This window comes from Bartonella capreoli, assembly GCF_902813205.1.
In the GTDB taxonomy this organism is placed as follows: domain Bacteria; phylum Pseudomonadota; class Alphaproteobacteria; order Rhizobiales; family Rhizobiaceae; genus Bartonella; species Bartonella schoenbuchensis.
The window spans coordinates 75826-90915 of sequence record NZ_CADDZX010000005.1; the positions used below are offsets into that span (position 1 = coordinate 75826).

10 protein-coding genes are annotated in these 15090 nt (G+C 36.4%); 5 read left to right on the forward strand and 5 right to left on the reverse strand.

Annotation, left to right across the window (positions count from 1 at the left end):
- Positions 1 to 37: 37 nt before the first annotated feature.
- Positions 38 to 1306 (reverse strand): TCR/Tet family MFS transporter, encoded by a 1269-nt coding sequence (locus tag J7R05_RS05395; protein ID WP_208541504.1) that lies wholly within the window; start codon positions 1304 to 1306, stop codon positions 38 to 40.
- A gap of 1103 nt (positions 1307 to 2409) precedes the next feature.
- Between J7R05_RS05395 and carB the strand changes: the two genes are divergently transcribed.
- The 3 genes from carB to J7R05_RS05410 all read left to right on the forward strand — a co-directional run bounded on the left by carB (position 2410) and on the right by J7R05_RS05410 (position 8036).
- Complete coding sequence (carB, locus tag J7R05_RS05400) at positions 2410 to 5895, forward strand: carbamoyl-phosphate synthase large subunit (RefSeq protein ID WP_208541505.1); 3486 nt, start codon at positions 2410 to 2412, stop codon at positions 5893 to 5895.
- A 253-nt stretch (positions 5896 to 6148) separates the two neighbouring features.
- Positions 6149 to 6361: a cold-shock protein gene (locus J7R05_RS05405; protein WP_007476813.1), complete on the forward strand. Its 213-nt coding sequence runs from the start codon at positions 6149 to 6151 to the stop codon at positions 6359 to 6361.
- A 472-nt stretch (positions 6362 to 6833) separates the two neighbouring features.
- Positions 6834 to 8036: a pyridoxal phosphate-dependent aminotransferase gene (locus J7R05_RS05410; RefSeq protein ID WP_208541506.1), complete on the forward strand. Its 1203-nt coding sequence runs from the start codon at positions 6834 to 6836 to the stop codon at positions 8034 to 8036.
- Positions 8037 to 8314: 278 nt separating this feature from the next.
- Here J7R05_RS05410 and J7R05_RS05415 read toward each other — a convergent pair whose 3' ends face one another.
- Entirely contained in the window at positions 8315 to 9220 is a 906-nt protein-coding gene (locus J7R05_RS05415) for a LysR family transcriptional regulator (RefSeq protein ID WP_208541507.1), read from the reverse strand.
- A 52-nt stretch (positions 9221 to 9272) separates the two neighbouring features.
- On the reverse strand, positions 9273 to 10226 hold the full coding sequence (gene trxB, locus J7R05_RS05420) for a thioredoxin-disulfide reductase (RefSeq protein ID WP_208541508.1): 954 nt from the start codon (positions 10224 to 10226) through the stop codon (positions 9273 to 9275).
- 299 nt (positions 10227 to 10525) lie between these two features.
- On the opposite strand from trxB, the gene J7R05_RS05425 reads away from it, so the two are divergent.
- Positions 10526 to 11914: a TrkH family potassium uptake protein gene (locus tag J7R05_RS05425; RefSeq protein WP_208541509.1), complete on the forward strand. Its 1389-nt coding sequence runs from the start codon at positions 10526 to 10528 to the stop codon at positions 11912 to 11914.
- 790 nt (positions 11915 to 12704) lie between these two features.
- Here J7R05_RS05425 and J7R05_RS05430 read toward each other — a convergent pair.
- Together J7R05_RS05430 and greA are read right to left on the reverse strand one after the other, a co-directional pair.
- Positions 12705 to 13763, reverse strand: coding sequence for a glycosyltransferase family 4 protein (locus tag J7R05_RS05430; protein WP_208541510.1), 1059 nt, complete (start codon positions 13761 to 13763; stop codon positions 12705 to 12707).
- Between the two features lie 5 nt (positions 13764 to 13768).
- Positions 13769 to 14242, reverse strand: a complete 474-nt coding sequence (gene greA, locus J7R05_RS05435; protein WP_007476805.1) for a transcription elongation factor GreA — start codon at positions 14240 to 14242, stop codon at positions 13769 to 13771.
- A gap of 327 nt (positions 14243 to 14569) precedes the next feature.
- Between greA and J7R05_RS05440 the strand changes: the two genes are divergently transcribed.
- Entirely contained in the window at positions 14570 to 14881 is a 312-nt protein-coding gene (locus J7R05_RS05440) for an SH3 domain-containing protein (RefSeq protein WP_208541511.1), read from the forward strand.
- Positions 14882 to 15090: the final 209 nt, after the last annotated feature.

The following is a 15090-nucleotide window of genomic DNA, read 5'->3' on the forward strand; positions in this document are numbered from 1 at the left end:
ATTCACTCATAGAGCATAGGAGTTATATTTTATTGAATTATTTTGGTAAAACATCTCCAGGAAGCTTTTTTAGAGACTGTCTTACCCAGAAAGCAAACACTAAAATTGCTAAAAAAAGCACACAGAAACTCCCGGCAAAAGGTGCACCAGAAAAATGAAATGCTGCATCTTTATGCGTAAATTGTTCGAAGAGAAATGTATAAAAAATGGGCCCAATTATCAAACTTAACGAAGTAATAGATGTCATTGCCCCTTGTAATTCCCCTTGTGCATTAGCTGGTACTTGTGCTGCAGCAATAGAACGTATAGGTGCATGAACAAGATATTCAAGCATTGTACAGACAAAAACAACATAAATCATCCACCCTTGCGCCGCAAACATATAGCCAAGCATAGCAATCAATGAAAAAATGAGTCCTACCATAGTCATGCGCCAATCGCTCCAGCGCTTAGAAAGATATGGTAAAATGAGAACCATCACAAAAATCTGGCCTATACCAAAAACACTATAAGACAATCCAATAGAAAATGTGTTCCAATCATAGCGTTCTTTAGCAATAAATGCCCAAACGCTCGGCCATACGGCTTCTGCAAGCCAATAAAGAAAAAAGGCTAACAACACCCAAATAACTGCTGGATATTGTCTAAATTGCAAAAGTGCACCTAAAGGATTAGCACGCTTAATATTAAAACGGCGTCTATCATGCATAGCAAGAGTTTCTGGAAGCATAAACCATGCAAAAATAAAATTAACAAATGAACAAGCAGCTGCGAAATAAAAAGGCAAGCGCAACTCAAATTGGCCCAAAAAGCCACCAATAAGGGAGCCTATAATAAATCCTACCCCAAATGCCATTCCTATCATACCAAAATTACGTGTACGAGTTTTATCATCTGATATATCTGCTAAATAAGCTGAACAAGTTGCAAAGCTTGCACCACTTATCCCCGATAAAAGACGCCCAATAAACAACATAGAATAACTCCATGCTATAGCACATATAAAATTATCAATAGCAAAACTGATAATAGAGATAAGCAAAACAGGACGCCGACCATAACGGTCAGAAAGATTACCAATCAAGGGAGCAAATAAAAATTGCATTACTGAATAAACTGCCAGCAACACACCCCCATTTATGGAAACCTTACTAAGATCCTCTCCAGTCAAATGATGAAGATATTCAGGCAAAACAGGACTAATAATTGCAATACCAATAATATCCAATAACAGAGTAATAAAAACTAAAATGAGCCCACGACGGATAAATTTTGGATCGAGCTTTTGATCTTTCACAGTATGCATATTTCTTCGCCTATGTTTTTTAAACCTTACTTATTTTTAGAGCGGCCCAAAAACATAACTTGAGTTTCATATATAACAATAGCAAAATAAAAAAAGGTTACGAAAAACATGAAAAAATATGATATAATACTATTTATTATTAAATTTTATAATCATGTCTAAACTATTCACCACACGTAAGAAATCTGAATAAATTTCAAAACTCCATAGCCGTGTATGTTTTTTCAAAACATTATCATTAATTTTACTGCTCACATTTAGTATTCCTACACCATCACTTTTGAAAAATCTTTTTTAGTTGGTTAAATCAATCAAAATCTTAATGTAACAACCTTGGCAATTCTATCTATACAAGAAATATTAAAAATGCTATAAACTCATTGCATATTTATGTAGGTTATTTCTTAAAAAAATAAATCAAATTCATACATAATAACGTAAGTTTAGAAAATAGCGCAGTGTGCGATTTTGGTATCACCATTCAGTTTGGAATGTACCACTAAAATAAAAATTATAATCAGCCAAATAGTGATAAAACCAATAGCAAAGATGCAATCTATAAATATCAACATAAGTTCTTGCCAACACGTGGTTATATCAGCAGAAAATTACAGCCAAGTATCTTTCTAGCAATGTTGAACATTCATTACCGTGTTTAAAAGAGAGCTCTATTTTGAACGTCATCACTAAAGAGAACACAATCAAATTATCATCCAAAAATTTAATAAGGATAATCAGCACATAAGTATGCTGCAGTTATTGCTGTACACAAACAGCTTAATTTTTATCTGTCTAAATTCTATTTACGATCAAAAGCTGTTTATATCTTATCAAACACACCAATCTTCAATACATTGATTTGAACATGCTTTTTGCTAATACACTATTGTCTCTTTTATCAAAAAACATACTTTCATAGCTATATAAAGTTTATCAGCAACAAAGAAGAAAATATTGATTTTCAATTTTTATAAAAAAAGCATGGAAAAAGCATTTTATTGATTACTTTCCTCGTTTATTAACCTATAAAGTGAGTTTAGCCTTAAAATTTTCAATATTCTGCCTGCCACAACTGCGCACAGAAATTTGTGATAGGAAAAAACATGCCAAAACGTACAGATATAAAATCTATTCTTATCATTGGAGCAGGACCTATTATTATTGGCCAGGCATGTGAATTTGACTATTCAGGTACACAAGCTTGTAAAGCTTTAAAGGAAGAAGGATACCGAATTATTCTAGTCAATTCTAATCCTGCCACTATTATGACCGACCCAGATTTAGCTAACGCAACTTATATTGAACCCATCACTCCAGAAATAGTCGCCAAAATTATCGCTTATGAACGCCCAGACGCTCTTTTACCTACCATGGGAGGACAAACAGCACTCAATACAGCTTTATCATTAAAGCGCATGGGAATTTTAGACCGCTATAACGTTGAAATGATTGGAGCTAATGCTGACGTTATTGATAAAGCCGAAGATCGTGCTTTATTTCGCAAATCAATGGCAAAGATTGGTTTAGAAACACCGCGTTCTATGTTAGCCAATGCAACTGAACTCAAAGAAGAAGATCGTCAGTTATACGAAAAAAGACGTAATGAACTGAACACTGAACTTTCCGGTGATGCACTTGAGCAAGCATTAGAGAAATTTGATCACGATTGGTATCATACAGAAGCCGATCGTAAACAACGTTATATAGCACATGCCACAGCAAAAGCAGTTCAAGCCCTTGATATTATTGGGCTTCCAGTTATCATTCGCCCTTCATTCACGCTTGGTGGCACAGGCGGTGGCATCGCTTATAACCGCTCTGAATTTTATGAAATTATTGAACGTGGCCTTGAAGCGTCTCCCACAACGGAAGTTCTGATTGAAGAAAGTGTTTTGGGGTGGAAAGAATATGAAATGGAAATCGTCCGCGATAAACAAGATAACTGTATTATCGTTTGTTCCATTGAAAATATTGATCCTATGGGTGTCCACACTGGTGATTCTATTACCGTTGCCCCTGCTCTTACTTTAACCGATAAAGAATACCAAATCATGCGCAATGCCTCAATTGCTGTATTGCGTGAAATTGGTGTCGAGACTGGTGGGGCTAATGTGCAGTTTGCTGTCAATCCTGAAAATGGTCGTTTAGTTGTTATTGAAATGAACCCTCGTGTTTCACGTTCTTCAGCACTTGCTTCAAAAGCAACAGGTTTTCCAATTGCCAAGGTGGCAGCAAAATTAGCGGTTGGTTATACACTTGATGAATTAAAAAACGATATTACGGGTGGCATAACACCAGCGTCATTTGAACCCTCTATCGATTATATTGTCACCAAAATCCCTCGTTTTGCTTTTGAAAAATTTCCTGGTTCATCATCTGTCTTAACCACTGCAATGAAATCTGTTGGGGAAGTCATGGCAATTGGCCGTACTTTTCAAGAATCATTGCAAAAGGCACTCCGTGGACTTGAAACAAGTCTTACCGGCCTTGATGAAATTGAGCTTCCTGAACATGCTGAAGGTGATGAAAATAATTCTATACGTTCAGCCATCGCAATACCAAGCCCTAATCGTCTACGTTATGTGGCTCAAGCAATGCGCATGGGATTACCTTTAAATGAAATCCACCAAATAAGTAAAATTGATCCATGGTTTTTAGAACAAATAGCTTCTATCGTCGAAATGGAACAGCGTATTCGCACTCATGGTCTTCCTCAAGATGCAGACAATCTACGTATGTTAAAAGCCATGGGCTTTTCAGATACACGTTTAGCTAACCTTACAGGGCAAGAGCCAGACAATATTGCTACTTTACGTAAATCGCTTAATGTTAAACATGTGTTTAAACGGATTGATACTTGTGCTGCTGAATTTGCTTCACCTACAGCTTATATGTATTCAACCTATGAAACACCTTTTGCAGGGGTAACATGTTCAGAAGCACACGTTTCTCAACGTAAAAAAATCGTCATTTTGGGTGGTGGTCCAAACCGCATCGGCCAAGGAATTGAATTTGACTATTGTTGTTGCCACGCTGCTTTTGCCTTGCGTGATGCAGGCTTTGAAGCCATCATGATTAACTGCAATCCTGAAACTGTTTCGACTGACTACGATACATCTGACCGCCTTTATTTTGAACCTTTAACAATAGAAGATGTTTTAGCTGTTTTAGAAACAGAACAGGAAAAAGGTGAGGTGATTGGAGTTATCGTTCAATTTGGCGGACAAACACCGTTGAAATTAGCAAGTGCGTTAGAAAAAAATAACATTCCCATTTTAGGTACTTCACCTGATGCTATTGATCTGGCAGAAGATAGAGATCGCTTTCAACAATTATTATTCAAGCTTAACTTGAAACAACCCCAAAATGGCATTGCCCATTCAATTGAACAAGCACGTCTTATCGCTCATGACCTAGGGTTTCCATTAGTTGTACGCCCTTCTTATGTTTTAGGCGGACGTGCCATGCAAATTATCCGCGATGAACGCAGCTTGCAAAATTATCTACTTGAAACAGTTCCCGAATTAATTTCCGAAGATATCAAAGCTTGTTACCCTAATGATACAACAAAGCAGATCAATACATTACTCAGTAAAAACCCACTTTTATTTGATACCTATCTAACACAAGCTATTGAAGTTGATGTTGATTGTCTGTGCGATGGTGAGGAAACACTAATCGTTGGCATTATGGAACATATTGAAGAAGCAGGTATCCATTCTGGCGATTCCGCTTGTTCTTTACCTGTAAACACACTTTCATCTGAATTGGTCCTTGAATTAGAACGCCAAACAAAAGCTTTAGCACAAGCACTTCATGTTGTGGGCTTAATGAATGTACAATATGCCATCAAAGATGGAGTGATTTATGTTTTAGAAGCCAATCCCCGTGCTTCGCGTACTGTTCCATTTGTTGCAAAAACCATTGGCCGACCAATTGCTAAAATTGCTGCACGTATTATGGCGGGAGAAAAACTTCACAGTGCACTTCAAGCTTACGGTGGATTACCTTCTACACTACAAAAACCGCATATTGCCGTCAAAGAAGCAGTCTTTCCTTTCGATCGTTTTCCTGGTGTAGATACACTGCTTGGTCCAGAAATGCGTTCAACCGGAGAGGTTATGGGGGTCGATTACGAATTTGCACTTGCTTTTGCTAAAGCACAACTTGGGGCTGGTGTTGACCTGCCATATGAGGGAACTGTATTTGTTTCCGTGAAAGATGAAGATAAAAAACGTATCCTTAAGTGCGTCAAACGTTTAACTGAGCTTGGTTTTTCTGTTTTAGCGACAAGTGGAACACAAAAATTTCTTGATGTTCATGGTGTTAAAGCCCAAAAAATTAATAAAGTGCTAGAAGGCCACCCTCATATTGAAGATGCCATTCGTAACCGGCAAATCCAATTGATTTTCAATACAACAAATACGGCCAGTGCCATTTCAGACTCTAAATCTCTGCGCCAAGCAACACTCATGCAAAAAGTACCCTATTACACAACAATAGCTGGAGCTGAAGCCGCAGTACAAGCCATTGAAGCACTCAAATTCAGCCCTTTGGAAGTGCGCCCCCTACAAAGCTATTTTGCTTAAGATTTGAACTGCATCTATAAAACTAACGTCTCTTACTTCTACTGACCTTTTCTTTGCATAAAGATAGTGATTAGACTTGTTTATTATTCAAAAGTCTTTTATCATTATTGCGATCGGATTTTCGGTTACGTGACTTTTTTCCTGTGCAATACGCATTTTTGACAAAACTTCTCCTGCCTATAATTTCGATTTAAAGCCATATTGAAAGCTTTTAGCTTCAATATATGATAATTATTTATATAAGGAGTTTCCTATGTCTTCTACAGGAACAGTTAAGTGGTTTAATACAACAAAAGGTTTTGGTTTTATCCAACCTAATGATGGGAGTGCAGATGTATTCGTACACATTTCTGCTGTTGAACGCTCTGGTTTGAGTAACCTTAATGAAGGGCAGAAAATTTCGTATGAAGTTGTTCAAGATCGTCGTTCAGGAAAACTTGCTGCTGGAAATCTCGCAGTTCTTTAACTTCAAGTTTATTTTGTTTTTTAAAATCTCGTCTTCATAGGCGAGATTTTTATTTTGTATAAAATATTTTACCCCGATATAATAACGATTATTTTCAACATTTTTGTACTTATCTTAAAATCTGCTTATAATTATCCATAATTTTTGAGGAAAATCCTTAAGAAAAATAATAAAAAATATGGAAAATTAACTAGAAAAATTTCAAGTATAAATTTCTCTCTCTTATAAATCAGAGCACTATTTTATCAGAAAAATTCAAAGTAAATGCCTGTATTATTCCAAAAAAGAAGACTTTCTTCGCGTTCGCTTTTTAGATATTTTTCCAAAATTTCAAAATAAAATTATATAATCTGTGCTTAAAATAAAATTTTCTAAGAGTTTTCTTGTAGTTTTTTATTGCTTACGACATAATCTTTTATTGGGGTATCTATTATAAAATAATCACCCGCCTAGATCATTAAGGATTTTAATTATGGCTTTTATTGCTGATAAGCTTTCTTACATCAAACCTTCTGCAACAATTGCTGTTGCTCAAAAAGCGCGTAATTTAAAAGACTTAGGCCGTGATATCATTTCCTTAAGCGCTGGAGAACCAGATTTTGATACCCCAGACAACGTTAAAAAAGCCGCTATTGAAGCTATTCAACGTGGAGAAACAAAATATACACCTATATCTGGTATTCCAGAATTGCGTAAAGCAATTTCTGCAAAATTTAAAAGAGAAAATAACCTTAATTATACACCAGAACAAATCATTGTCGGCACAGGTGGGAAACAAATTCTTTTTAATGCGCTTATGGCAACTTTGAATCAAGAAGACGAAGTCATTATTCCCTCTCCTTATTGGGTGAGTTATCCTGAAATGGTTATTATTAATGACGGCACACCTATCTTTGTAGAAAGTAAAGAAGAATTCTCTTATAAACTCCAACCGCAAGATTTAGAAGCTGCTATCACCCCTAAAACCAAATGGTTTATTTTTAACTCTCCCTCAAATCCATCAGGAGCCGCTTACACATATGACGAATTAAAAAAGCTAACGGACGTTTTAGTAAAATATCCTCATATTTATATCCTCACCGACGATATATATGAACACCTAACATATGGAGATTTTACTTTTGTCACTCCAGCTCAAGTAGAACCAAAGCTTTATAACCGTACATTAACAATGAACGGTGTTTCCAAAGCCTACTCAATGACGGGTTGGCGAATTGGTTATGCAGGTGGGCCTCAAGAATTAATTAAAGCCATGGATACAATTCAGGGGCAACAAACATCTGCTACAAGCTCCATTTCACAATGGGCAGCTGTCGAAGCACTTAATGGACCACAAGATTTCATTATTCAAAATAAAAGTGTTTTTCAAGCGCGTCGTGATCTTGTCGTCGCCATGCTCAACCAAGCTCCTGGTATTAATTGCCCAACGCCCGAAGGTGCTTTTTACGTTTACCCTTCTTGTGCAAATCTCATTGGCAAAAAAACACCCGGAGGGAAAATTATTGCAAATGATGAAGACTTTGTAACAGAGCTTCTAGAATCAGAATCTGTTGCTGTAGTGCAAGGATCTGCCTTTGGGTTTGGGCCAGCATTTCGCATTTCCTATGCAACATCAGAAAAAATACTCGAAGAAGCTTGCTTGCGTATCCAACGCTTTTGTAACAGTTTACTTTAAAAAGCTCTGAATCATTTTTTATATCTCAAAACAAAAACTGGATATACGCTCAGCTAGTTTGCTAGATTTGTAGAAGATAAAACAAATCTAACAGACCTTCTCAGGAAAATACCAAAAAACGTAATAGAAGTAGATATAACTTAGAAGTAATAGATCTATAGCATTTTACAAAAAATAAAGCAATAATAAAAACTTAAAGCCAGTTAGTGCACACCAAACACATAGCTTATTAAAGCTTTTTTATTGTAATTACTCAATAGTTTAAAAACATCACTTTATTAAAAAGACCATTTACGAGCTTTTAGAAAAATATAATCTCGAAAAGCATTGAGCTTTGCCGAATTTTTCAAAGCATCAGGATAACAAAAGAAGGTGTCAAAGGAAGGGATATCAACCATATCAGGAAAAAGACGTACAAGCTGCTCATTGTTATTCACGATATAATCGGGAAGCACAGCAATACCAAAATCACGCATAAGCGCATTCTTGATCGAAATAATATTATTAATTTGTAAGACTGAAACACGCAAAGAGCCATCACTTCTCCCAGCTTTTTCCAACCAATTCAAACCAGACAAATAAGAGGGGACAGGTTCACCAAATGAAATAATACGATGTGAATCTAGTTCAGATAATTTTTCTGGTTTCCCATAAGTTGCAATATAATTTACTGAAGCATAAACATGCATATGAACCGTAAATAATTTTCTTTGTATAAGACCAGGTTGTTGGGGTTGACGTAAGCGAACTGCGCAATCTGCATAACGTATTGTTAAATCAATCTCTTTATCATCAAGCAAGAGTTGTACTTGCATATCGGGATAAAGACTAAGAAATCCATACACACGCTCTGCAAGCCATCCCGCCCCCATTCCAAAAGTTGATGTAACGCGTAAACGCCCTGTTGGTTTTTTGCTGCTTTCATTTAATTGTGAACGCGCATTTTCAAGCTTCATTAACACATCATAAGCGGTACGGTAGAGAATTTCACCTTGCTCTGTTAAAATTAAACCCCGCGCATGGCGTTGAAACAAGGGAACACCAACATCCTGCTCTAAAGCAGCAACTTGTCGTGAAATTGCTGATTGAGACAAATGAAGCTTTTCAGCTGCATGCGTAAAAGAACCTGCTTCTGCTGCAGCATGAAAAACTCTCAATTTATCCCAATCTAACGGTGAAGTCACAATTTTTCTCTAATCTTTTTTACTAATTAAATAACTTCTGTTGTAAAAATGCTTATGTCTGTAAATCTAAAAACCGTTCTGCCTCTAACGCAGCCATACATCCCCTTCCAGCAGCAGTCACAGCTTGACGAAATACATCATCCGCTACATCTCCTGCAGCAAAAACGCCAGAAATGCTTGTAGCTGTTGAATCTGGTGCCGTCCATAAATAGCCACCTGGTTTTTGTTTCAATTGTCCTTCAAACAAAGAAACAGCAGGATCATGCCCGATAGCAATAAATATCCCGTCTACATCCACTTTAAGTTCTTGACCTGTTTTAATATTTTTAAGACGCGCTCCTGTCACAACAGCACCCATTGATGAATTAGCTGGTAAACCAACAATTTCTTCTACTATATGGTCCCAAATAATACGCACATTATCGCGAGCAAATAATCTATCTTGCAAAATTTTTTCCGCACGAAAATGATCTCTCCGGTGAACTATACTAACACTTTTAGCCAAGTGTGATAAATAAAGTGCTTCTTCAACAGCTGTATTTCCACCACCTACAACAATAACATCTTTATCACGATAAAAAAAACCGTCACAAGTAGCACAAGCAGAAACACCACCGCCCATAAAGGTTTGTTCGCTTTCCAAACCAAGCCAGCGAGCTTGTGCTCCTGTTGCAATAATCAATGCATCACAACAATATTGTGTTCCTGAATCCCCATATAAAGTAAAAGGACGTTTTGATAAATCAGCTTTTATAATACTATCATAAACAATTTCCGTACCCATATGCTCAGCTTGTTTTGCCATTTGTTCCATCAACCATGGCCCCTGAATTGAATCAGAAAAACCTGGGTAGTTTTCAACATCGGTTGTAATTGTCAACTGTCCACCCTGCTGCACTCCTGTAATCAAAACAGGTTTAAGCATTGCTCTTGCCGCATAAATTGCCGCTGTATAACCAGCTGGCCCCGAACCAATAATAAGAACGCGAATATGCGGTTTTGTCATAAAATCCCTTTCTTTTTTAATCCTCTTTATATCTATAAATTATGATGAAAAATGTAGCCTTTTTAAAATATTTCTCTTACAATTCAAGTTATGGTTCACCTGTATTTCTTTCAAGGTCTACTAAAGGTTGATTGCCAATTTATCATAGCTTGCTTACTATAGAGACTAAACTACATCTTACACATATACACACTAATGAGTACAAAACCACAAACAAAATAAAAAAGAGATAGGAAACGATCATTTTTCAGTTTATTACCAATATCTGCGCACGTTTTGCATTAATCATGGGAGCAGCAATGCTTTTACCTGCTCTTGCAGATTTGCGTGATGGAAACCACAATTGGGCAGCTTTTCTTTACTCTTGTGTTATAACTACCATGCTAGCAACGTTGATTCTTTTAGCTACCAGAGGTGCTAGCTGCCGTTTTTCAGCACGTCTTGGTTTCACACTAACTCTTTGCCTTTGGTTAACAGGTAGTATAGTGGGTGCTCTCCCTCTGTATCTTTCTCCACTCCCAATTTCCTTAGCAGGAGCAATTTTTGAATCTGTCTCTGGAATTACAACAACAGGTTCCACCGTAATCACAGGTCTTGATAATCTCTCACGAAGCATTTTGCTATGGCGTTCTCTCATCTGCTGGATAGGAGGTATTGGTTTTATTGGTTTAGCTTTATTGCTTTTGCCTTCACTTCGTGTTGGGGGAGTACAACTTTTTCACATGGAATCATCAGATAAATCCGAAAAAATATTGCCCCGTATTAATCAAATCGCTAATGGAATTATCATTGCCTATATTGGACTAACACTTGCTTGCATGCTCTCTTATTTTGCTGCTGGCATGACTTTATTTGATGCCATCAACCATGCAATGAGTACAATAGCAACTGCTGGGTTCTCAACCCACGATGCCTCATTTGGTTATTTTTCTAATAAGCCAGCCATCCTGATCGTTTCAACAATCTTCATGTTGCTTTCTGCTTTACCCTTTGTACTTTATGTAAAACTAGTGCTTCCTGGACAATCAAAACGCTCTATCGATCCACAAGTTATCGTTTTCCTAAATATTGTTTTCTTTTTCAGCTTTGCTTTAGCTGTATGGCTACGATCTCAGGATCATCTTACCTTTCATTGGGCTTTTCTTGATGTGATTTTTCACTTTGTATCTATTATCAGCACCACCGGCTATAGTGCTGAAAATTATCAACTTTGGGGACCTTTTGCATTTGGTGTTTTTTTCATTGTTTCTTTTACAGGTGGGTGCGCTGGTTCTACCTCTGGTGGTATAAAAATCAACCGCTTAATTATTCTTTGGCGCATTGCACAAACAAATATGGCAAAACTCCTTTCCCCTAATGCAGTTGTAAAAGTTCGCTATGATCATTCGAATATATCTAGTGATATCGCGCAATCCGTTTTGCTTTTTGTATGCCTGTATATGTTTTGCCTTCTTATCGGCACTACACTTTTACTCACCACCGGGCTTGATTTTATTTCTGCTTTTACAGGCGTTTTAACGGCACTTTCAAATATCGGTCCAGGTTTTGGAGAAATTATTGGTCCTTCTGGTAATTTCACGACGATTAATGATAACGCTTTATGGATTTTAAGTTTTCTCATGTTAGCCGGTCGTCTCGAAATTATAACTATATTTGTATTTTTTATTCCTACTTTTTGGCGTGAGTAGTACTTATGTTTAATGCTTAATTTTGTAATAAAAGAAACTCACAAGCAAAACAAAAAGGTAAATAACACACACGTTAAAGTTAATCTTCAATCCAATTGATGGAAAATCTTTAAAGAACCTCAACCGGGATAGTTACATTAGTAATGTTAAATTAACATCAACTATAATTTCTGTTTCATCTGCCTAAGTCACGTTTGTCAATAAGCAAAGTAACGTTATTAAAAACGACTAAAATACTGGTAAAATAACTTCTTATATTGACTAAGATTTGTAATATCCTGCTTTGTAGGTCTTTTCTATCAGTCCAAAGCTGGTCTGAACTACTTCTTTGTTATGACTTATAAATGGCTACCAGTTCCAACATGGGAAAGTTTTGGTAAATCTGATTTTTCTATATTACGTTACATTTTATATCAAAATTTTTACAGCTTTGTTGTTTAACAACTCACTTCTATTTTTAGTATTGAATCAATACAAAAAGCTTTAAAGACTTGCATCTCGAAAGAAGAACTATCCTATACCCTTAAATGAAACGCTGTAGAAAAATAACATTTTTTTAAAATTCACTGACAGTAATGTAACAAAACAAAAATCTGAAATAATTATTGTTAACTATACTCCGCCAACAAGAATTTAACACTTTACCTTAATGCACCCCCCCTTGATATAAACAATCAATTAAGTACTAGTGAATATACCCAGAATCATTTTGCAAATGGTATACGACATTTCTTTCAAGGTATCCGTTTTCTCTCTTCAAAATAATTATCCTAAAGACCTTGAAGTATATTTAAAATGTTTTTCCCTCAAACATCATCTCATAGACACTCCCAATTGCAGCAGCTTCCTTTTCTAAAGGAAAATGAGTGCGAACATGAGCTAAAGCCTTTTTCCCTATAGCTAATGTTTTTTCCAAATCAGCAAAATAAGGTTCAATTGCAGCAGTTAAAGCTAATCCATCTCCTGCTTTAACAACTGTTCCTGTTCCTTCTACCACCAATTCTTCATAAACACCTGCATCACTGGTTACTACAGCTGTTTGTGACGCCATCGCCTCTAGTGGCGTTAAACCAAAACCTTCCACACGAGAAGGTGCTACATAAAGCGATAGACGACGGTACCATAACGGTATATCTAATACTTCACCAAGAATAATAATGCGATCATTCAAACCAGCATGAGCGATCTTTTGACGTAATTTCTTTTCAAAATTATAATGTTGTATTGTAGTACGACCAGCGATAATTGCTGTCCAATCAGGGTAGTGTGGTAATAATTTTAACATTGCATCCACAAATAAATCAGTACCCTTTAAATAGCGCACACGCCCAAAACACCCTACTGCATATTTTCCTGGTAGCCCTGTTGCTACAAAGCAATCATTAACAGTTTTTGACGGTGAAAAACGCTCAAGGTCCACTCCATGCATAATAACTTGATAAGGGACTTCTAGATAAGTTCCAGTGCGCGCACTGGTAGCAATAACTTTATCCATGCGACGAATTAACCATTTCGTAAAAGGTTTATGCTGATGCTGAGATGCTGACGTAAAAATGAGTTTAAGCTTCATGCGCAAAACATCGCGAAAAAAGATACCACAGAGCATCTCAATATTGCGTCGTGCATGCCAGATACGAAATGGCTTGCTTACTGGATTTTTCCAAAGCCCAAAAAGATCTCTAAAAGAAAGAGCTGGCAAACTTTGCGGCAATCCCCATCCCAAAGTAGATATACGTATTCCCTGTTTTTGTTGCAATGGAATAAGTTGAATAATTGTAGACGTTACTCCTGACAGACGTTTTTTAAAATGAGGAGCAATAATATCAGTCTCTTTTAAAAATACATACATAAAATTTAGATATATTGAATCTTAATAATTTCATAATTATGCGCTCCACCTGGAGCATTGACTTCAATGACATCCCCCTCTTGCTTACCAATAAGTGCACGTGCAATAGGTGAAGAAATAGAAATTTTACCAGTCTTTACATCGGCTTCTTGATCACCAACGATCTGATAAACCTTTTTTTCTTCAGTATCTTCATTCAAAAGTTTTATAGTAGCCCCAAATTTAATTCTATCACCTGAAAGGCGAGAAACATCTATAACTTCTGCCCGCGCAATGTAATCTTCAAGTTCGTTTATACGCCCTTCATTATGACTTTGCGCTTCCTTAGCGGCATGATATTCAGCATTTTCCGACAGATCACCATGTGCACGTGCTTCAGAAATTGCTTCAATAATCCGTGGACGTTCCTGCTGTTGGCGCCAACGCAACTCTTCTTTGAGATTTTCAAAACCAGTTGTAGTCATCGGAACTTTTTCCATGATCCGTCCCTTTCTTTTACACAGAAGGCCTTATAAAAATACAAAAACGGCTTCCAAAATTACTTTTGGAACCCGAGCATTCAACTTCCTATTATATAGGACAAAAACCTCGTTTTCCATATAAAAAATAAAAACAACACATAACGTATTAGGATTCTTTTAGATAAATTTACATTTTCGGCTTAAATACTCACCCATAACACCTATAATGATAAACACATCAAAAGAACAATTATATTTTTCTATCTTATCATTAACTTAAACAAAAAAGACATTGTGTAAAACTAAGAAGAATAGAACTATATAAAAATCCTTATGAGGTTAACAATGAAAAAATTGATTGTTTTTTTTGTGTTCAGCTTTTTCTTCCTGACCACAACCGCAAGCCAAGCCACAAACGCAATTGTAACAAGAAATCTTAATCTTAGAGCAGGACCAAGTATTCATTACGCACTTCGAGGTTTAATTCCTGCAGGACACTTAATAGCCGTCTATAGCTGTAGAAATAACTGGTGCCAAATTAATTATGACTCACGAACCGGTTGGGTATCATCTCGTTATTTATCATTTAAAAATGGAAATGAGCTCTATTATACATATACGATACCATCATCTTCAACTATCTACCATCATTATTGATAACAGTTGAGTGAATTTAAAAATCCCTACACCGCACACTTTTACCATTCACCCCACTCTAGCGGTTATGCTGCTCTAATTTTTCTAAACTAACTACATTTCTATCAAAGACAATAACTATTAGTTAAGTAGCATAATCATAAAAACTACATAACAACCATCACCCACAACAAATAAATAATAGGTACAAGCAACTCTAGTGTTATCAA